We start from the raw sequence: 19,719 nt of genomic DNA, 5'->3' as shown, positions 1-19,719 counted from the left end.
ACGGCGTGGAGTACGCCGCAATTCAACGAGGAGGATACCCTATGAACGTGCAGTCCAAAGTTGACCTGTATTTCACCAACCCTTTCAAAGCCCGCTACGACAACTTCATCGGCGGCAAATTCGTGGCTCCTGTGGGCGGCGAGTATTTCGACAACATCACGCCGATCACGGGCCAGAAGGTCTGCGAAGTCGCGCGTTCTGGTGCGGCTGATGTCGAGGCCGCTCTCGACGCCGCGCACGCAGCGAAGGTCGCATGGGGCGCCACGTCTGCCGCGGAACGCTCCAACGTTCTGTTGAAGGTCGCGGATCGTATCGAAGAAAATCTCGACCTGATTGCCACCGCCGAGACATGGGACAACGGCAAGCCCATCCGCGAGACCACCGCGGCCGACATTCCGCTTGCTGTTGACCACTTCCGTTACTTCGCGGGCGTGCTGCGTGGCCAAGAGGGCACCATGTCGGAGATCGACGCTGACACCGTGGCCTACCACTATCACGAGCCGCTGGGCGTCGTGGGTCAGATCATCCCGTGGAACTTCTCGATCCTGATGGCCGCGTGGAAACTCGCGCCGGCTCTGGCCGCTGGTAACTGCATCGTGCTCAAACCCGCCGAGCAAACTCCCGCCGCCATCATGGTTGTCGCCGAGTTGATCGCGGACCTTCTGCCCGATGGTGTGCTCAACATCGTCAACGGTTACGGTGCCGAAGTCGGTGCGCCGCTCGCTCGCTCGCCCCGCATTGCCAAGATCGCCTTCACGGGTTCGACTCAAACGGGCCGCATGATCATGCAATACGCGACCGAGAACCTGATTCCCGTGACGCTCGAACTGGGCGGCAAGTCGCCCAACATCTTCTTCTCCGATATCATGCGTGAGGACGATGCGTTCCTCGACAAAGCTGTTGAGGGCTTCGTGCTCTTTGCCTTCAACCAAGGCGAGGTTTGCACCTGCCCGAGCCGCGCGTTGATCCAAGAGGATATCTACGACGAGTTCATGGCCCGCTGCATTGAGCGTGTGAAAGCGATCAAACAGGGTGACCCGCGCAACATGGACACCATGGTTGGTGCGCAGGCGAGCCAAGAGCAGCAGGACAAGATCCTGTCCTATCTCAACATCGGTCGCGAAGAGGGTGCGGAAGTGCTCACGGGCGGCGATGCGGCGAAGTTCGACGGTGACATCACCAACGGCTTCTACATCCAGCCCACGGTCCTCAAAGGCGACAACTCCATGCGGGTGTTCCAAGAGGAAATCTTCGGCCCCGTTGTGTCGGTCACGACCTTCAAAACCGAGGAAGAGGCGCTGCAAATCGCCAATGACACGATGTATGGCCTCGGTGCTGGCGTGTGGTCGCGTGATGCGAACACCTGCTACCGCTTCGGTCGCGCCGTTGAGGCGGGCCGTGTGTGGGTCAACAACTACCACGCCTATCCTGCCCACGCCGCCTTCGGTGGCTACAAGCAGTCGGGCATTGGCCGCGAGAACCACAAGATGATGCTGGACCACTACCAGCAGACCAAGAACATCCTGATGAGCTACAACCCCAACAAGCTCGGGTTCTTCTAGAACCGCACGGATACCAAAACTTGTTGCGCGCGAAATTCCATCCCCCCGTTTCGCGCGCGCTCCCAAGGCGGCGGCCATCGTGGTCGCCGCCAAATTCTTACCCGAAAAGGAGCGCGATATGACTGTTCAAGGATCTGTAAAACGTGTGGTGGCAACCGAGGCGGCGCAGTCGCTTCTGGCGGAGATACGGGCCGATCATGGCGCGGTGATATTCGTGCAATCGGGCGGATGCTGCGATGGATCTGCGCCGATGTGTTTCAAGGCGGGCGACTACACGGTCGGATCGCGCGACATCCTTCTGGGCGATGTTGAGGGGGCCGAGGTCTGGATTTCGCCCTCACTCTTCGAGATATGGCGCTCCAGCCAGATGATCCTCGACGCAGGCCCCGGTCGTGGCGCGGGCTTCTCGCTCGACACGGGGCGCGGTCAGTGTTTCCAGTCGAAATCGCGGCTGATGGATGAGGACGAACTGGCCGCACTTGAGAGCGACTAACGCCGCGTCCCGCCGAGATCGGTTCACCAATCCACGCCAGCACGCATGGACAAACGCTCTCAAACCCTATAGAGGAACGCTTTGATGCGCGGCTTCTTCGCGCGACGTTTGGATGTTCCCCTATGAAAATGCCCCTGTCCGACGCGCTATCCGAGCGCGGCTATGAAACTTTGACCGACGTGCAAACGGCGGTCACCGCACCCGAGCTTGCGCAAGCCGACCTTCTGGTCTCCGCGCAAACCGGGTCGGGCAAGACGGTGGGCTTTGGACTTGCCATTGCCGAGACGCTGCTTGGCGATGCGGATGCCTTCGGCCCCGCCGCCGCCCCCCTGTCACTGATCATCGCGCCGACGCGCGAGTTGGCGATGCAGGTGGCGCGCGAATTGCAATGGCTCTACGCCAAGACGGGCGCGAAGGTCGTGACCTGTATCGGCGGTATGGACGCTCGCAACGAGCGCCGCGCCCTCGAACGCGGTGCGCATATCGTTGTCGGCACACCTGGCCGTCTGCGCGACCACATCACGCGCGGTGCGCTCGACCTCGACGACATCCGCGCGATTGTGCTTGATGAGGCCGACGAGATGCTTGACCTCGGCTTCCGCGAAGACCTTGAGTTCATGCTGGGCGCCGCCCCCGCCGACCGCCGCACGCTGATGTTCTCGGCAACCGTGTCCAAGTCAATCAGCCAGATCGCGTCCAATTTCCAGCGCGACGCGAAACGGATTTCCACCGTCTCCGAACGCAGCCAGCACACCGACATTTCCTATCAGGTGATCCAATGTGCGCCGCGTGACGCGGAACACGCCATTATCAACCTGCTGCGCTATCACGACAGCCAAACGTCCATCGTCTTTGCCAACACCCGCGCCGCCGTGGCGCGTCTGACCGCGCGGTTTGCCAATCGCGGGTTCTCGGTTGTGAGCCTCTCGGGCGAGTTGTCGCAAGACGAGCGCAGCCACGCCTTGCAGGCGTTGCGTGACGGGCGCGCGCGTGTCTGTGTGGCCACAGATGTGGCCGCGCGGGGCATCGACCTGCCCAATCTGGAGCTGGTGATCCACGCCGATCTGCCGACGAATACCGAAGGGCTTCTGCACCGTTCGGGCCGCACAGGCCGTGCGGGACGCAAGGGTATCTCCGCGCTGATCGCGCCCGATAACGTCGCCCGCAAGGCCTCGCGCCTGCTGGGCTGGGCGAAGGTCGAAGCCGAGTGGAAACCCGCGCCGAGCGCCGAGGACATCCTCGCGCTGGACGAGAAACGTCTTCTTGATGATGACGCGTGGAAGGAAGCACCGAGCGAGAGCGAAACTGCATTCGCCGCGACGCTTCTAGAAAAATACACCCCCGAGCAGGTCGCCGCAGCCTGCCTGCGCCTCTACCGCGCGGGCCTGTCGGCCCCCGAGGATATCAATGCCCACACAGGTGGCGGTCCCGCCGCCGCTCGCAAGCAAGACCCGCGTGCTTCTTTTGGCCCTTCGGCATGGATTTCGCTTTCTGTCGGACGTGACAAGAACGCCGAGCCGCGCTGGCTCCTGCCGCTCATGTGTCGCGCGGGCAATCTGGAGAAATCCCAGATCGGCAAGATCAAGATGGAGGATCGCGAGACCTTCGTCGAGTTGAAGGCCGATGCCATCGACGGCTTCTTCGCCGCGCTGAAAGCCAATGGCGAGTTGGAAGATGAGGTCTATGCGACCCGTGTGCAGGGCACGCCGACCTTCTCGCGCGGTCCTGCGCCCGCAGGCAAGCCGAAGTTCGCAGGCAAGGGAAAGCCCAAAGGTGGCCGTCCCTATGACAAGCCCAAGTTCGACAAACCGCGCGGCGACAAGCCGAAATACGACAAGTTCGAAAAGCCCGCCCGCAAGGAACGTGACGACGAAGTGCACGCGCCCGCCAAAGGGAAGAAGCCCTATAAGGCCAAGGGTGACAAACCGCCCTTCCAAAAGGATGGCGGAAAGCCCAAGGGCAAAGCTGACGGCAAGCCCGCAGGCAAGCCGAAAGCCAAATACGCCAAAGATGGCGCACCGAAGAAACCGCACCGCAAGGGCGCGAAATACGGTAGCGGCAAAGGTGGCCCCAAGGGCGGCGACGCGCGGCCCGTGCGCAAGGGCTGACGCTCGCGCAAGGGCACGCAGCGCCCGACCAAGCGACCCACAAGTGAAAACCCCCGCAGCTAAAGCCGCGGGGGTTTTTAATGACTGAGCTCCCGATAGGGGAGTTTCGTCCGTACGTCAGATCTTAGAGAAGACCTTCACGCTGTGCTTTTTTACGAGCCAGCTTGCGAGCACGGCGGACGGCTTCAGCCTTCTCGCGCGCTTTTTTGACGGAGGGTTTCTCGAAATGTTGCTTGAGCTTCATTTCACGGAAAACGCCTTCGCGTTGGAGCTTCTTCTTCAGAGCACGGAGTGCCTGATCGACGTTGTTATCACGAACGCTAACCTGCATGTGGTGTCACCACCTTCCTAAGTTAGATTTGCAAGAGATTGCAGGAAGTGGCCATATAGCAAAGCGGACCTAGGTTGTCTACAGTGTCCTCACTGACCCAAGGAGTGTTCCGATGAATACCACCGCTTACATTGATCCCACACGGGAAAAGCTGCTTGATGCCGCGATTTCGCACGTCGTTTTCGACGGGTGGGGGCCTGAGACCTTCCGCAATGCAGTGGCTGATTCGGGTTTCTCGGAGACTTTGGCACGTGTGGCTGCGCCGCGCGGCTCGGCGGATCTGGCCGCCGCCTATCACAAGCGCGGGGATCGCGAGATGATCGCGGCGCTGGAGGCGGCTGATCTCTCCGAAATGCGCTTTCGCGACAGGATCGCCGAGGCGGTATGGCTGCGCCTGATGGCGGTGGACCGCGAATTGGTGCGCCGTGGTATGGCGCTCTTCTCGCTGCCGCATTACGCGCCCGAGGGAACGCGGCTCGTCTTGGAAACCTGCGATGCGATATGGACCGCGCTTGGCGACACCTCGCGGGATGTGAACTGGTATACGAAACGCGCGACCCTTGCGGGCGTCTGCGGCTCGACGGTGCTCTACTGGCTTGGCGACGAAAGCGAAGAGTTTGCCGACACCCGCGCCTTCCTCGACCGCCGTATCGACAATGTGATGCAGTTCGAAAAGGTCAAAGCGCAGGTGCGCGAGAACAAGGCGCTCTCGCCGCTGCTCGCCGTGCCCAATGCCATTCTCGGCGCGATCAAGGCCCCTGCGGGCGTGGGGCGCGACGACATTCCCGGAACCCGTTCGTCCGACACATAGCCGACAGATGTCCGACGGATAGCCGACACCATTCAGACAGCGAAATTCAGACTGCGAACCACCACGGAGAGATCCCTATGCCCCTTCCCGACACCATGCGTGCCGTTGAAATTGCACGTGCTGGAGGACCAGATGTCCTGACCCCTTGCACACGTCCAGTGCCGGACGCAGGCGCAGGGGAGATCGTCATAAAAGTGGCCTTTGCAGGCGTGAACCGCCCCGACGCTTTGCAGCGGGCAGGGCTCTACAACCCGCCGAAAGGGGCGTCCGACCTGCCTGGTCTGGAGGCGTCTGGCGAGGTGGTTGCCGTGGGAAAAGGCGTTACAGAATGGGCACTTGGCGATCAGGTCTGCGCCTTGTTGCCTGGTGGCGGGTATGCCGAATACGTGGCCACCCCCGCCGCACACGCGCTGCCCGTTCCTGAAGGGTTGACGCTGGAACAGGCGGCCTGTCTGCCCGAGACATTTTTCACCGTGTGGTCGAATGTGTTCGAGCGGGGACGTTTGCAAGCAGGTGAGCGTTTTCTGGTCCATGGCGGCACATCGGGCATCGGCACCACCGCAATCCAACTCGCCCGCGTCTTCGGTGCACGGGTATTCGCCACAGCTGGAACAGCGGAAAAATGCAATGTCTGCAGTGAGTTAGGCGCAGAACGAGCCATCAACTACCGCGACGAGGATTTCGTAGACGTGATGCGCGCGGCGGGTGGTGCCAACCTGATCCTCGACATGGTGGGCGGCGATTATATCCCCCGCAATATCAAGGCGTTGGCGGATGACGGTCGCTTGGTAAACATCGCTTTTCTCCAAGGCGCGAAGGCGGAAGTGAATTTCGCACAGATGATGATGCGGCGGCTCACGCTCACGGGCTCCACGCTGCGCCCACGGTCCAACATCTATAAGGCGGAAATCGCGCAAGCTTTGCACGCGCAGGTCTGGCCCCTCCTGAGTGCGGGCCGTGTCGCGCCCGTGATGGACAGCACATATCCGCTCGAACAGGCGGGCAAGGCACATGCGCATATGGAAGCGGGGAACCACATCGGGAAGATCGCGCTCTCCGTGGGCTGACGCGCCTCTTGCGTAGCCCTTGTGCGGGCGTTGGTGTGGCATGTGGCTATGCATTTGCGCGACTATGCGCGGAATGTCGGAGGAGACCCAAATGACACGCACAACAACCGTCGGCCCCATGCCGCAAATCGGCTACGGCACTTGGAACCGCGCGGAGCAGGAATGCTACGACGGCGTCGTTGCCGCGGTGGAGGCGGGGTATCGTCACATCGACACCGCCGAAGGTTACAACAACGAGGAATTTGTCGGGCGCGCGCTCAAGGATACGGGCCTGCATCGCGACGACTATTTCTTGACGACGAAGGTCGCGCCCGAGAGCTTTGGACCTGGTCAAATTCGTCCGCACGTTGAGGCATCCTTGGAGAAGCTGGGCGTTGATCGCGTTGATCTGCTGCTCCTGCACTACCCGTCGATTGGCGATGAATATGAGATTGAGGACTTCATAGCGCAGTTCGCCGCAGTTTATGACGCGGGTCTGACCTCGCATATCGGCGTGTCGAATTTTACCAAGCGCCACCTCGACCGCGCGGTTGATCTGTTGGGTGTGCGCCCTCTCGTGACCAATCAAGTCGAATGCCACGTCTTCATGCAAAACCGCCCGATCGTCGACCATACGAGGGCGAAGGGTATATCGACCACTGCCTATTCACCGCTGGCGCGCGGGGCCGTGGCCGATGACCCAGTGATAGCCGAGGTGGCGGCGAAATACGGCGCGACCAACGGTCAGATCGCGCTGGCCTTCCTGATGCACGAGGGGCACATCGTGATCCCCTCATCGGCGCGAAAGGAGCGGATAATCGAAAATCTCGCGGCGGGCGAAATCGAACTTGACGCGGGCGACATGGACAAGTTGCGTGGCCTTGAGAAAGGTATGCGTTTGGTTAACGGGCCGTGGTGCCCTCAGTGGGATGTGTAAGATGCAGACGAGACGGTTGGGAAAAACAGGTATTGATGTCAGCGAGATCGGCCTTGGTTGCTGGCAGTTCGGCGGCGATTTCGGCCCGACCGAGGACGCCAAATCTCTGGCGACCATGGAACGGGCGAAGCTGGCGGGTGTTACCTTTTTCGACACTGCGGATGTATACGGTGGCGGACGCTCCGAGAGGGTGATCGGCCAATTCCTGAAGGACAATCCGGAGATCAAGGTCGCGACCAAACTCGGCCGCAATGGCGAAATTTACGACAGTGCGTTCGACATCGACACGGTCCGCGCGCATCTCATGGCGAACTGCGAGAACCTTGGTGTCGAGGCAGTTGATCTGGTTCAACTGCACTGCATTCCGACCGAGCGACTTCGTGACGGGGCGGTGTTCGACGTGATGGAGGCGCTCAAATCCGAAGGCCTGTGTCGCAACTGGGGCGCCTCCGTGGAGACCATTGAGGAGGCGCATCTGTGCCTTGCACACGAGGGTCTTGCCACGCTCCAGATCATTTTCAACCTGTTCCGTCAGGATGCCGCATGGGAACTGTTCGACACGGCCAAGGCCGCGGATGTCGGTATCATCGTTCGTCTGCCTCTCGTGTCAGGGTTGTTGTCGGGCAAGTATTCTGCGGACACCGCGTTCGACGCGAGCGATCACCGCAATTACAATCGCGACGGCGCGGCCTTCTCTGTGGGTGAGACATTCGGCGGGATCCCGTTCGAGACGGGGGTGGAGCTGGTGGCGGGCTTGCGCGAGCTTTTGCCTCTGGGCGTGCCGATGGCGGAAACGGCGTTGCGTTGGATACTAGATCACGACGCAGTTTCGGCCATCATCGCGGGGTGTTCCTCGCCCTCACAGGTCGAGAGCAACGCAAAGGCTTCCGCTGCCGCGCCCTTACCCAAGGCCCTCCACGATGTGCTGCGCGATTACTATCTGCGCGAGGTGAAGCCTCATGTGCGCGGCGGAATCTAGAGCCTAGTCAATCGCCTCAAGGAACGCATTGTCCAAGGTGCAATCGGCTTGGACATCCGCGCCGCAGTCCCGTGGCTCAAGGTCGGGCGTGAAGCAAATGCGCACCTCCTGAATGCGGTTCGCCTTGCAGGTCACGGTGACGCCTTCGGCGGTCAGGTCGGGATTATCCATGAGAAAGGCCTCTTCGATCACCGAGGCAGGTAGGGTCACATCTCGGTCCAGTTTACGCAGCACTTCCGGTCGCGTCACACTCTCATAGGCGTCTCTTGCAAGGTCAAAGTAGATCTCCGCTTCCAGCCCCGAACAGCGCCCGTGTTTCTTCCATTGATACCACGCGGCGCCGTCGGTTCCCATGATGTCGGCCATCTCCCGTGTCTCGCGCCGCGAAGGATCGCGCGCGGCGGTGTGGCAATAGGAGGGCCAACCGTTTTCGTATTGCGGCCAAAGCCCGTGCATGACCCAGCCCAGCGGTCGGTCACATTGCGGGGAATTGCGCGCCTCACCTTCCAATGCGCACCACGTCGGCGACCAAGACAGCGCCAGCACGTAGTAGTCGAAATCACCTGCCCGCTCGCCATCCGCCGCAGCAGGGCTGGCCCATGACAGGGCAGCAAGGGCCAGTGCAGTAACCAAACGTTGACGCATTTTCTCTTTCCTCTTTTGCCGAACGGCACTATACAGCGCGCAAGTTCCCCGACAACGAGAACTCTTCCCGAAGCGGGAAAGCCTTTTCAGGCGACGGAGAAGTTGTATGCGGGGGTTGGCTGTTTAAGGAGATGGTTCCATGGCAAAACCGATTATGGCGAAAGCGACCGCCGTCTGGCTCGTGGACAACACGACGCTGAGCTTCCTCCAGATTGCGGACTTCTGCGGTCTGCATGAATTGGAAGTGCAAGGCATTGCGGACGGCGACGTGGCTGCTGGTGTGAAAGGGTTCGACCCGATTGCAAACAACCAGTTGACGCAGGAAGAGATCAGCGCCGCCGAGGGCGATCCCACCAAGCGTCTCAAGCTCAAGCACAACCCCGCAGCCATCGGCGAGGAGAAACGTCGCGGTCCGCGCTACACGCCGCTATCGAAACGTCAGGACCGTCCCAACTCGATCCTGTGGCTGGTGAAGTTCCACCCCGAACTGGCCGACTCGCAGATCGCCAAACTCGTCGGCACGACCAAGCCGACGATCCAGTCGATTCGCGAGCGGACCCATTGGAACATCGCAAACATGCAGCCGATTGATCCCGTGGCTCTTGGCCTGTGTAAGCAGAGCGAGTTGGATGCCGCCGTTCAGAAAGCCGCCGCGAAACGCGCTGCCGAAGGTGCGGCCATGACGGATGACGAGCGCCGCAAATTGCTCTCCACCGAGCAGTCGCTTGGCATGGAAGCGGAGCCGAAAATCCCGACCGCGATTTCCGGTCTTGAGGCCTTCTCGCTTGCGGGCGACAGCTCGGATGAGGACGAAGAGGACAAGAGCGTCCCAGACGCCGACAGCTTCTTCAACCTGCCCGACAATGGCGATGAGGATGACGACGACGACAAGTAAGTTGGTCGCAAAGATTTATAGAGAGGCCCGCTGTGATTGGTGGGCCTTTTTCGTGTTCTGATGTCGGGTCAGACGCCTTTGCGGGCCCGTAGCGCGGCGGTGATGGTGCCATCGTCGAGGTAGTCCAACTCGCCGCCAATCGGCACCCCTTGCGCCAGCGATGTAATTTCGCAGCGTCCCGCCAACTCGTCGGCGATGTAATGCGCGGTGGTCTGGCCGTCGACGGTGGCGTTGAGCGCAAGGATCACCTCGCGGATCTGTTCATCGCCCACACGTCGCACGAGGTGGGGAATGCGTAGGTCTTCGGGGCCAACGGCATCGAGCGCCGAAAGCGTCCCGCCCAGCACGTGGTAGCGCCCGCCGAACACCGCTGCGCGCTCCATTGCCCACAGGTCGGCCACATCCTCAACCACGCAAATCTCGCCGTTCGCGCGCTTCTCGGAGGCACAGATGTCGCAAATGTCGGCGGTTCCGATGTTCCCGCACTGGGTGCATTCGCGCGCGTTTTCCGCCACGGTTTGCATGGCGGTTGCAAGCGGCCCCATGAGCCGCCCGCGTTTCTTGATCAGGTGAAGGACAGCACGACGGGCCGAGCGCGGGCCCAGCCCTGGCAAGCGTGCCATCAGGTCGATCAGCGCCTCGATATCCTGTGTCGCGTCCCCCACGAGTGCGCTCTTTAGAACGGCATCTTGAAGTCAGCGGGCAGGCCGAGACCTTCGGTCACTTTGGCCATTTCCGCCTGCGCCCGCTCACCTGCTTTCGCCTGCGCGTCTTTGATCGCGGCGAGGATCAGGTCTTCGACCACTTCCTTTTCGTCGGGTTGGAAGATCGACGGGTCGATATCGAGCGCGGTCAATTGACCTTTGACGGTTGCTGTTGCCTTCACCAGCCCCGCGCCGCTTTCGCCCACGACGGTCATCTCGTCCATCTGTTCCTGAAGGTCGGCCATCTGCTGCTGCATCTGCTTGGCCTTCTTCATCATTCCGGCCATGTCGCCGAGATTTCCAAGTCCTTTGAGCATCGTGTTATCTCCTGTGTTTCGGTGGGGATCAGTCCTCTTCGAAGGGATCCCATTCATCTTCGACTTCTTGCAGGGCTTCGCCCGCTGCCTGTTCGGCGATTTTCTCGGGTGTGCGGATATCGGCGATTTTGGCGTCGGGGAAAAGCTCGAATACCTTCGCGACCATCGGGTGGGCGCGGGCTTCTTCTTCCAAGGCAATGCGTTCGGCGTCGCGGACCTCGCGGATCGTGCGGGTGCCCTCGGGAGCTTCGGCGATGGAAACGCCCCAACGGCTGCCCGTGAAGCTCTGTAGGCGGCTTGCCAGTCGCGCGGCAAGATCGGCGGGTGCGTCGCCGTAGGGCTCGAACTCGATGAAGCCCGGACGGTAGCGCGCAAGGCGCACGTGGCTTTCAATATCGATCAGGAGCTTCACGTCGCGGTGGTGGCGGATCAACTCGACGATATCCTCGAACCGCCCGTAGCGGGCCAGCGCCATGTCAGGTGCTTCGGCGGGCGCGATCTGTGCCGACATGCTCGGTGCGTGGGTCATTCCACCGCCACCCGAAGATGGACCGCCCGCGCCGCGTGCATCGGTCGTGCCACCGCCTGCGGGCACGCCGCCGCCGCCAGCAGGGCCAGAGGGTGGGCGAGGGGGCGGGTTCTGCTCGTTGAGCTTGCGCACGAGGTCTTCGGGCATAGGCAGATCAGCCACATGGGTCAGGCGAATGATCGCCATCTCGGCGGCCATCATCGCGTTCGGTGCGGCTGCGACTTCTTCCAGCGCCTTGAGAAGCATCTGCCACATGCGCGACAGCACTCGCATGGGGAGCCGCTCGGCCAAGGTCAGACCGCGTGTGCGTTCGTCTGGGGAGACTGTGGGATCTTCGGCGGAGCTTGGCGTGATCTTGATCACCGAAATCCAGTGGGTGATGTCGGCCAGATCGCGCAGCACAGCCAGCGGGTCGGCCCCGTCGGCATACTGGCTTCCGATCTCTTCGAGCGCGGCGGCTGCATCGCCTGCCATGATCATGTCGAAGAGGTCGAGCACGCGTCCGCGGTCGGCAAGGCCCAGCATCGCGCGGACCTGCTCGACGGTGGTCTCGCCCGCGCCGTGGGAAATCGCCTGATCCAGAAGCGAGAGAGCATCCCTCACGGAGCCTTCGGCGGCCCGTGTAATGAGCGCAAAGGCGTCTTGCGCCACTTGCGAGCCTTCTTTCTCTGCGATCGAGGAGAGGTGGTTCATCATCACTTCCGGCTCGATCCGCCGCAGGTCAAAGCGTTGGCAGCGGGACAGGACCGTGACGGGCACCTTGCGGATTTCGGTCGTTGCGAAGATGAATTTGACGTGGGCGGGCGGCTCTTCGAGGGTCTTGAGGAGCGCGTTGAATGCGCTCGTCGAGAGCATGTGCACCTCGTCGATGATGTAGATCTTGTAGCGCGCAGAGGCGGCGCGGTAGTGCACGCTGTCGATGATCTCGCGGATATCGCCCACACCGGTGCGCGAGGCGGCGTCCATCTCCATCACATCGACGTGGCGGCCCTCGGAAATCGCAACGCAATGCTCGCAGACACCGCAAGGCTCGGTCGTGGGCTTGCCGTTGCCGTCGGGGCCGATGCAATTCATCCCCTTGGCGATGATCCGCGCAGTGGTGGTTTTCCCCGTGCCGCGAATGCCCGTCATGATGAAGGCCTGCGCGATGCGGTCAGCTTCGAAGGCGTTCTTGAGCGTGCGGACCATTGCGTCCTGACCGATCAGATCGGCAAAGGTTTCGGGGCGGTATTTCCGCGCGAGAACCTTGTAGCCTGTGTCTTGATCGCTCATGTGGATGCTCCCCTTTGTCCGCCTAAAGGTAAGGGCGGCGGCGGCTACCCGCAAGCGCGTTTACCCGCCGCGTTTGGCGTTTTTGGCCTTCTTCACCGACTTGACCATCTTGGAGAACTTGCGCCCACGTGCGCGGCTTTCGGCGATGGTCTCGGAGTTGTGGGCGTCCTCGTCGCGCAACTTGCGCCAGCGCTCCACACGTTCGGGGTCCAGCCGCCCCTCCTCAATCGCTGCTTTGATCGCGCAGCCTGGTTCCGTGTCATGTTTGCAGTCGGAGAATTTACACGTCGCGGCGAGGTCGGTGATGTCCTCGAAAAGGGTCGCGATCCCTTCGGCTGCGTCATGTAAAGCAAGCTCGCGCATACCTGGCGTGTCGATGAGCCAGCCCCCGCCGCGCATTTGATACATCGAGCGGGAGGTCGTCGTGTGACGGCCCTTGGCATCATCCTCGCGGATGTCGCCGATTTCGATGTCGAGGCCAGTGAGGCCTGTGGCAATCGTGGATTTGCCCACGCCCGACGATCCGACGAGTGCAATGGTCTGCCCTTCGCCGCAATAGGTTTCAAGCCGTGCGAAATCCTCGGCGTCTTTGGCGTTGATCACCAGAACATCCGCGCCGTCATAGATCGCGGCTGCGCGGCCCTTGTAGACTTCGGCGGGCATGTCCTCGGGTTTGTCGGCCTTGGTAACGACGATGACGGGATGAACCTCGGCTTCGATGGCCAGCGCGAGGTAGCGTTCGATCCGCGCCTCGTTGAAGTCGTGGTTGCACGATGTGGTGATGAAGAGCGTATCGACGTTGGCCGCGATAAGTTGCGGTTTCGCCTCAACGCCCGCTGCCCGTCGCGAGATCAGGGTCTTGCGGTCGAGCACACGGATGATGCGATCGGCATCGGCCAGAGCGAAGTCACCAACGGCAAAATCGGATGCGACCAACTCACCCGTGAGCGCGCGTTCGGAGCGGTTAAGTGCGGCGTCGAGGATCACCACTCCACGGCGGCGCACTTCTGCGATGCGCACGGGCGTGAGGGTTTCGAATTCTTCGGGTGTGAGTTGGCTGGTGAACGTCTGCGTCCAGCCGAGTGTTTTCAGGTCATGTGTCATTGGACTGCCTTGCAACATGCAAAAAACATCCCCGAACCGCGAGGGCGACAGGGGTGTGCAATCTCGGACGAACCTGAAATGGAAATGGTCTCAGCGCAGGCGTGCCCGAGTAGGGGTGATCACAACAAACATCAATGGCCCTCCTCGGTCTGGCGTGGCGTCTTAGGGTGAGAGGCTGAACAACGACCCAAGCGGAATTCGTTACGGCTGCTTCCTTCCGGACCTGACCGGGTTGGCGAAGTGCTTGCCCGCGCCAACCTCTCGAAGTGTCAGATAAGTGACGTGGCGCGGATTCGCAAGTGTATGCCGCACCTGCCCGCGATGAACCGTCAGCTCTGTGGCCGTTCCGCCCACCCTGCAAAGATCTTCTCCAGTGCGACAACGATGTAATAGAGCACGATCCCGAGGAAGGCCAAGGCGATCAGCACCGCGAACATCAGTGGGTAGTCCGCATTGATCTTGCCGCTGTCAAAGAGGTGGCCGAGCCCGCGTCCATGGGGTTCCACGATTTCCATCAGGTTTGTGCCGATGAAGGCGAGTGTGACCGCCACTTTCAACGCGCCGAAAAATTCGGGCAGTGTTTTGGGCAGGGCAATTTTCCAGAAGATCGTCCATTTGCTCGCCCCGAGCGCGCGCAGGATGTCACGGTATTCGGGTTCCAGCGTGGACAGGCCAATGGAAACGGCGACAGATATCGGGAAGAAGGAGATCATGAACGCGATCAGGATTGTGTTGAAATCATGTTGTCCGATAAAGATGAGCGCGATTACAGGAACGACGGTGGCTTTCGGAATGGCGTTGAAACCGACAAGCAGCGGATAAAGCGCATCGCGCATGGTGCGAGAGAAACCCATCAGCATTCCGATCAACGTGCCAAAGATCACCGCCACCAAGAGGCCAACGACTGTGCGCCAGAGGGTCTGCCACCCATAGATCAGAAACAGGTTCCAGTATTTCGTATAAGCGGGGATCAGGTCGGAGGGAGAGGCCATTTTGTAATTCGGCCAGTTGTTAAACCAGACGATGAATTCCCAGAACGCCAGAAATACGAGAATGGCGAGGGCGGGGGTTGCGAACTTGCGCCACTGTTTCATACCTGCGCCTCCTTTTCGGGTACGGCTCGGCCTTGTGCGATTTCGATCTGCTGGCGCAGGATATGAAGCATGTCAGCGGCTTCCTTGGTGTAGAGCACGTCGATGTCTGTGCGCCCGCCAAGTTTCACATCCATCACGTATTGCGTGGTGGCGGGGCGGCCCGAGAGGACGATGACCTCATCGGCGAGATAGACGCTTTCGCGCAGGTCGTGAGTGATGAGGACGCCCGTGAACGGCTCTTCTGTGCGCAAGGCGTGCATCGTCTGCCACAGGTCTTCGCGGGTAAAGGCATCAAGTGCGCCGAAAGGTTCGTCCATGATCAGCACATCGGGCTTGTGGACGATGGAGCGGCATAGCGAGGCGCGCTGGCGCATCCCGCCCGAAAGCTCCGAGGGACGTTTGTCGCCAAAGCCCTCAAGCCCCACGAGGGCGAGCAATTCGTCTGCGCGGTCCGTCTTTTGCTTTCGCGTCATTTTATTGGGCACGATTTCCAGCGGCAGGATCACGTTCTCACGGATCGTCCGCCATTCGAGCAGTACTGGGTTTTGGAAGGCCATGCCGACAGTCGCGCGGGGTGACGTGACCTTTTCGCCATGGAGCCAGACCTCACCTGCGTCGGGCTTCATCAATCCAGCCACAAGGCGCGTCAGGGTGGATTTCCCGCACCCGGAAGGGCCTACCACGGCGGCAAAGTCGCCTTCGGGGACGGAGATGTTGAGGTCGTCGAGAACGGGAAGCGGGCCCGCATCCGTCTGATAGGCGTGGGTGACGCCCTTGATGTCGATGAGATTTGTCATGGGGCTGCCCTCGGCTGGAACGGTCGGGCGGGCCGCGTGAGCAGCCCGCCGTGAGGTCGCGTTTACTTCAGCATTCGTACGGAAGCGTCAGGCAGATAGGCATCCGTGAAGTAGGCCGAGGCATCGGGTTCGTTGTTGAACTCATAGACCATTTTCATCTGTTCCAGCGCGGAGGCGAACCGGTCGTCGTCAATGTCACCAAGACCGTTTTCCATCACGTAATCGGTGGCCACGTTGGCCTCGATCGCCAGCTCAAGACGGCGCGTTTCAAGCTCCGCATCGGAGGCGGGGTTGCGTTCGATCATACTGTCCACGGCGGCGGCAGGATCCGCGATTGCGTCTTTCCACCCTGCGGCGATGGCCGTCAGGAAACCCGTAATGATCTCGGGGTTGGCTTCGGCGTAGTCGGTATTGACGATGATCGCATTGCCGTAGAGGTCGAGGCCGTAATCCGACATGAGAATGGTCGAGATGTCGTCCTCTGGCACGCCAAGGCGCACGAGGTTGAGGTAGGACGAGAAGGAGAAGCCAGTCACGGCGTCAACTTCACCCTCGGCCAGCATCGGCTCGCGCGTCGGGAAGCCAACGGGCTCGACGGTGATTGCGTCCATGTCGAGGTCGTTCTCGGTTGCGAAGATCGGGAACTGTGCCCATGCGCCATCGGGCGGCGGTGCACCCAGCACGTGACCTTCGAGGTCTTTGGGGGCTTCAACTCCGAGCGACTTGCGCCCGACGATTGCGAAAGGCGGGGCATCATAGATCATCATCACGGCGGTGACGGGCGCGCCTTCGTTCTGGTCAAGGAATTTGATCAGCGAGTTGATGTCGGCGAAACCTACGGGGAAGGCACCAGTGGCCACTTTCGGGATCGCGTCGAGCGAGCCTTGGCCCGCGGAGATTTCCACGCTGAGATCGGCGGCAGCGAAATGGCCGTTGTCGATGGCGGCGAAATAGGGTGCGGATGGTCCTTCGAATTTCCAGTCGAGTGCGAAAGGCAGGTCGGTTTCCGCAAGGGCTGCGGTGGCGACGAGGGCAAACGCGGTAGATGTAACAAGTGTTCTGACAGTCATGATATCCCCTTTGTGACCCGTACGGGTCTGTCGTTGCATCGCGCTAAGTGTGGTCTGCGTCGCCACCTGCGGCGATCAAGGGTTGGCGCATCTTGCCCAAAGGCGGACAGATGAATACGCAAATGGCGCGCTATTGAGCAGCTTGGCGCATAATTAGGCACAAAGAAAGGGGTTTCTCCCGCTTTCCCTTACGTTAGCCAATTTCGAGTCGGAAGCGGGCGAACCCTTGGGGCGTGTCTCCCAGATCGGATACGCGGTAGGCGGACAGCTCGTCGAGATGCGCGCGCGCTTGTGGCGAGGTGTCGAATAGGACCGAGGTGTTTTCAAGCGAGCGAAACCGCCATCCTGACGTAGTGTCGAAACGTATCTGGTCGTGGGTTCGGATGTAGTCGTAGAGGACATCGCGGTTGCTCTCGGCGCATTCCAGAATGGTTGTTGTTCCATCTGCGCCAGGAAATCCGCCGCCGCCGCTCGCGCGATAGGAGTTCGTCGCCACGACGAAGTTCTGGTCGTCGCGCACGGGTGAGCCGTTGTAGCTCAGTTTGGAGATACGTCGATGCTGCGCGTCCGTCACATGCCTTAGCGCGTCGAAGCGCGCGGGTTGGCTTAGGTCTATCTCGTAGTCAACGCCGTGGATCACTTCGAAGGCATAGGTGGGAAAGTCGGGGTTGAGCAAAAGGGTGTTGTGGCTCCCGATCTCGATGCGGTTGAACATGCTTGCGGACATCTCCAGCCAGTCGCGCAATTGTGCGCCCGTGATCCGAACGGCGCGCAGTGCATTGGGGAAGAGGTAGAGGTCCGCGATATTGCGCAGGGTCAGAGGGCCTTTTGCGACATTCGTGTAGTGATCTGGCCCGCTGCGTCCTCCCGCTTTGAGCGGTGCGGCGGCGGAGAGGATGGGCAGGTCGGCGTATTCGGTGTCCGCCAGGCGCGCCTTGATCCGCCACGCCTGAGCCTGTGCGACGATGCGGAGGGAATAGTCCGTGGTCACGTGGCAGAAAAAGGAATGCAGTGCGCGGTCAGTGGAGCCTGCAGCGCGACGGATATAGGCCAACGTGCGGTCGTGGTGCATTTGCACCTTCTCTATCACATAGGGATCGCTTTCGACTTGTGGGGATACCGCCCCGACCTCGTTGCGGGTGGCGATCGGACGGGTCGTCGTCTCGGACGCCGTCACGCGCCAACCCTCACCGTCGTGGTCGAGCAAGAGGTCGATCACCCCTAGGTGCGACCCCCAGAAGCCAGCCATCACGGCGGGCTTGCCGTGGATGGTCCCCTTGTCCACGTCCACCGCTTTGTAAGAAGCGAATTGGGGAGAGGGGAAGACGAGGTGTGAGTGACCCGTTGCGATGGCGTCGATGCCGTCAATGGCTGCCAGTGGGATGGCGGCGTTCTCCATGCCCGCCACTGCCTTTTCGCAGCCGATCCCCGAATGGTTGAGGGCCACGATAATATCGGCCCCGCGCTCTTTCATTTCTGGGATATAGGCTCGCGCGGTATCTACAATGTCGCGGGTGACAACGTTGCCGTCGAGGTGCGCCTGGTCCCACGTCATGATTTGCGGCGGCACGAAGCCGATGATGCCGATGCGCAGATCGTGGCTCTTGCCTTTTCCGTCGATAACCTTGCGGTCGAGCAGGACGTAGGGTTTGAGCAGGGTTTGATCCTTGAGCGGCTCTGCACCTCGATGCTTGACGACATTGGCGGAAACCACGGGGAAGGCGGCGGCTGCGAGTGATTTGAGTAGGAAGCCCAGCCCGTAGTTGAATTCGTGGTTGCCTAGCGTCGAGGCGTCGTAGCCAAGCAGGTTCATGGCGGAGATGACGGGGTGTTCGTCGCCTTCGCGGAACCCGTGCTCGAAGGCGAGGTAGTCGCCCATCGGGTTGCCTTGCAGGAAATCGCCATTGTCGACCAGTATCGAGTTGGCGGCTTGGGCACGTGCGGTGGCGATATGGGTTGCCGTGCGGGCCAGTCCCGCCGTGTCTACCGGCCTGTCGGCATAATAGTCGTATGGGAAAACATGCACGTGGAGATCGGTGGTCTCCATGATCCGCAAATGCACTGCATTCTCGCGCGAACAGGTGCTGAAGGGGTGCAGGTCTATCACGGAAGGACGTCCCTTCTGGTCGGTTGGAGCCCTGTCATTTCTCGCGGGTCCGAGCGTTTGGTTCGGCTGCTCGCCGTCTGAAGGAGGGATCAATGCGCGGTTTGCGCTTCTTTTTAGGCATCCCTGACGCGGCTGCAGTCGAGAATCTAGATTGGACTCAAAGGCATGTAAACAACCAAAAGGCGAGTGGGGCGTGGGTTGCCATCGAGTAGCCGACCGTTTCCCACTGCCTTTTAGCGCCGCGCAGGGCGCGTTGCGTGGCTCATTCGTAAGGCATTGAGGCATTGTGAACACCTGAAAATACACGCTGCGCACAATGGTAAATTTGCGCATTTTCTTCTGTCCAATTGTCTTGCGGATATGGTCCAATAATCCGATAGTCCCGCCCGGGGCAAAGAGGTGAAAGAGAAGCGATGAAGTTCTCCACGCGTCACGATATCGACGCACCAATCGAGTATGTGTTCCAGCGGATCACCGATTTCGAAACCTTGGAGCGGCAGGCGTTGCGCCGAGGGGCAGGTGTGTCCCGTAAAGACCCCAGTTTTCCGCGCGGTGTCGGGATGGAATGGGACATCGAAGTGCCCTTCCGCGGCAAGGTTCGTAAGATGTCAGCGGAATTGACCAAGCTCGAAGCCCCCACATCACTTGAGGCCAAGGCCGAGTCGGACGGCCTGAATATGACGCTCGATATCGAATTGGTTGCTCTGAGTAGGGCGCGCACGCGGATGGTTCTGGGATATGACGTGCGGCCGAAAACCCTTGCGGGACGAATCATCATTCGCTCGGTCAAATTCGCAAAAGGCACAATGGATCGTCGGTTCGAGCGCAAGGTGGCGGCGTTTTGCGAGGGTCTTAGCGACAACTACTCGAAAATGCGCAAGGCATAACCTGAGCGCCCGAGCCGCGCTAACTGGCCTG

At 60.8% G+C, this 19,719-nt stretch carries 19 protein-coding genes and 1 other RNA gene; 9 read left to right on the top strand and 11 right to left on the bottom strand.

Annotated elements, in window-relative coordinates:
- The first annotated feature begins 41 nt into the window (after nucleotides 1–41).
- The 3 genes from adh to ACN0SC_RS10860 all read left to right on the top strand — a co-directional run bounded on the left by adh (nucleotide 42) and on the right by ACN0SC_RS10860 (nucleotide 4,163).
- Entirely contained in the window at nucleotides 42–1,562 is a 1,521-nt protein-coding gene (gene adh / locus ACN0SC_RS10870; RefSeq protein WP_417249701.1) for an aldehyde dehydrogenase, read from the top strand.
- 118 nt (nucleotides 1,563–1,680) lie between these two features.
- A complete protein-coding gene (locus ACN0SC_RS10865) occupies nucleotides 1,681–2,055 on the top strand; it encodes a DUF779 domain-containing protein (RefSeq protein WP_417249700.1) in 375 nt (124 codons plus the stop codon).
- A 122-nt stretch (nucleotides 2,056–2,177) separates the two neighbouring features.
- Nucleotides 2,178–4,163 (top strand): DEAD/DEAH box helicase, encoded by a 1,986-nt coding sequence (locus ACN0SC_RS10860; RefSeq protein ID WP_417249699.1) that lies wholly within the window; start codon nucleotides 2,178–2,180, stop codon nucleotides 4,161–4,163.
- A gap of 124 nt (nucleotides 4,164–4,287) precedes the next feature.
- Here ACN0SC_RS10860 and rpsU read toward each other — a convergent pair whose 3' ends face one another.
- Entirely contained in the window at nucleotides 4,288–4,494 is a 207-nt protein-coding gene (gene rpsU / locus ACN0SC_RS10855; RefSeq protein ID WP_043871123.1) for a 30S ribosomal protein S21, read from the bottom strand.
- 112 nt (nucleotides 4,495–4,606) lie between these two features.
- Here rpsU and ACN0SC_RS10850 point away from each other — a divergent pair, with 112 nt between their 5' ends.
- The 4 genes from ACN0SC_RS10850 (at nucleotide 4,607) to ACN0SC_RS10835 (ending at nucleotide 8,267) form a co-directional block, all read left to right on the top strand.
- Nucleotides 4,607–5,305: a COQ9 family protein gene (locus tag ACN0SC_RS10850; RefSeq protein WP_417249698.1), complete on the top strand. Its 699-nt coding sequence runs from the start codon at nucleotides 4,607–4,609 to the stop codon at nucleotides 5,303–5,305.
- 77 nt (nucleotides 5,306–5,382) lie between these two features.
- The gene (locus tag ACN0SC_RS10845; RefSeq protein WP_417249697.1) at nucleotides 5,383–6,372 is read left to right on the top strand and encodes an NAD(P)H-quinone oxidoreductase; all 990 of its coding nucleotides are present in this window, start codon (nucleotides 5,383–5,385) and stop codon (nucleotides 6,370–6,372) included.
- Between the two features lie 91 nt (nucleotides 6,373–6,463).
- Nucleotides 6,464–7,288, top strand: a complete 825-nt coding sequence (locus ACN0SC_RS10840; protein WP_417249696.1) for an aldo/keto reductase — start codon at nucleotides 6,464–6,466, stop codon at nucleotides 7,286–7,288.
- A gap of 1 nt (nucleotide 7,289) precedes the next feature.
- Nucleotides 7,290–8,267, top strand: coding sequence for an aldo/keto reductase (locus tag ACN0SC_RS10835; protein WP_417249695.1), 978 nt, complete (start codon nucleotides 7,290–7,292; stop codon nucleotides 8,265–8,267).
- Nucleotides 8,268–8,270: 3 nt separating this feature from the next.
- Here ACN0SC_RS10835 and ACN0SC_RS10830 read toward each other — a convergent pair whose 3' ends face one another.
- Nucleotides 8,271–8,912, bottom strand: coding sequence for a ribonuclease T2 family protein (locus ACN0SC_RS10830; RefSeq protein ID WP_417249694.1), 642 nt, complete (start codon nucleotides 8,910–8,912; stop codon nucleotides 8,271–8,273).
- Nucleotides 8,913–9,051: 139 nt separating this feature from the next.
- Between ACN0SC_RS10830 and ACN0SC_RS10825 the strand changes: the two genes are divergently transcribed.
- Nucleotides 9,052–9,807: a DUF1013 domain-containing protein gene (locus ACN0SC_RS10825; RefSeq protein WP_417249693.1), complete on the top strand. Its 756-nt coding sequence runs from the start codon at nucleotides 9,052–9,054 to the stop codon at nucleotides 9,805–9,807.
- A 68-nt stretch (nucleotides 9,808–9,875) separates the two neighbouring features.
- Here the strand turns inward: ACN0SC_RS10825 and recR are convergent, their stop codons facing one another.
- The 9 genes from recR to ACN0SC_RS10780 all read right to left on the bottom strand — a co-directional run bounded on the left by recR (nucleotide 9,876) and on the right by ACN0SC_RS10780 (nucleotide 18,801).
- The gene (gene recR, locus ACN0SC_RS10820; RefSeq protein WP_417249692.1) at nucleotides 9,876–10,472 is read right to left on the bottom strand and encodes a recombination mediator RecR; all 597 of its coding nucleotides are present in this window, start codon (nucleotides 10,470–10,472) and stop codon (nucleotides 9,876–9,878) included.
- Nucleotides 10,473–10,483: 11 nt separating this feature from the next.
- A complete protein-coding gene (locus ACN0SC_RS10815; protein ID WP_417249691.1) occupies nucleotides 10,484–10,828 on the bottom strand; it encodes a YbaB/EbfC family nucleoid-associated protein in 345 nt (114 codons plus the stop codon).
- 28 nt (nucleotides 10,829–10,856) lie between these two features.
- Nucleotides 10,857–12,629, bottom strand: coding sequence for a DNA polymerase III subunit gamma/tau (locus tag ACN0SC_RS10810; protein ID WP_417249690.1), 1,773 nt, complete (start codon nucleotides 12,627–12,629; stop codon nucleotides 10,857–10,859).
- Nucleotides 12,630–12,689: 60 nt separating this feature from the next.
- Nucleotides 12,690–13,733 (bottom strand): ribosome small subunit-dependent GTPase A, encoded by a 1,044-nt coding sequence (gene rsgA, locus ACN0SC_RS10805; RefSeq protein WP_417249689.1) that lies wholly within the window; start codon nucleotides 13,731–13,733, stop codon nucleotides 12,690–12,692.
- A 166-nt stretch (nucleotides 13,734–13,899) separates the two neighbouring features.
- Nucleotides 13,900–13,996, bottom strand: an RNA gene (gene ffs, locus ACN0SC_RS10800) — signal recognition particle sRNA small type.
- Nucleotides 13,997–14,062: 66 nt separating this feature from the next.
- Entirely contained in the window at nucleotides 14,063–14,827 is a 765-nt protein-coding gene (locus ACN0SC_RS10795) for an ABC transporter permease (RefSeq protein ID WP_417249688.1), read from the bottom strand.
- Nucleotides 14,824–15,624: an ABC transporter ATP-binding protein gene (locus ACN0SC_RS10790; protein ID WP_417249687.1), complete on the bottom strand. Its 801-nt coding sequence runs from the start codon at nucleotides 15,622–15,624 to the stop codon at nucleotides 14,824–14,826. The genes ACN0SC_RS10795 and ACN0SC_RS10790 overlap by 4 nt, the downstream gene beginning before the upstream one ends.
- A 62-nt stretch (nucleotides 15,625–15,686) precedes the next feature.
- Nucleotides 15,687–16,694, bottom strand: coding sequence for an ABC transporter substrate-binding protein (locus ACN0SC_RS10785; protein WP_417249686.1), 1,008 nt, complete (start codon nucleotides 16,692–16,694; stop codon nucleotides 15,687–15,689).
- A gap of 193 nt (nucleotides 16,695–16,887) precedes the next feature.
- A complete protein-coding gene (locus ACN0SC_RS10780) occupies nucleotides 16,888–18,801 on the bottom strand; it encodes a bifunctional 2',3'-cyclic-nucleotide 2'-phosphodiesterase/3'-nucleotidase (RefSeq protein ID WP_417249685.1) in 1,914 nt (637 codons plus the stop codon).
- Between the two features lie 413 nt (nucleotides 18,802–19,214).
- Between ACN0SC_RS10780 and ACN0SC_RS10775 the strand changes: the two genes are divergently transcribed.
- Nucleotides 19,215–19,688: an SRPBCC family protein gene (locus ACN0SC_RS10775; protein WP_417249684.1), complete on the top strand. Its 474-nt coding sequence runs from the start codon at nucleotides 19,215–19,217 to the stop codon at nucleotides 19,686–19,688.
- Nucleotides 19,689–19,719 lie beyond the last annotated feature (31 nt).

The sequence above is a fragment of the Celeribacter sp. genome (assembly GCF_048261515.1).
In the GTDB taxonomy this organism is placed as follows: Bacteria; Pseudomonadota; Alphaproteobacteria; order Rhodobacterales; family Rhodobacteraceae; genus Celeribacter.
Note: the sequence above shows the minus strand (reverse complement) of the source record. Positions and strands in the feature narration are given on the sequence as shown.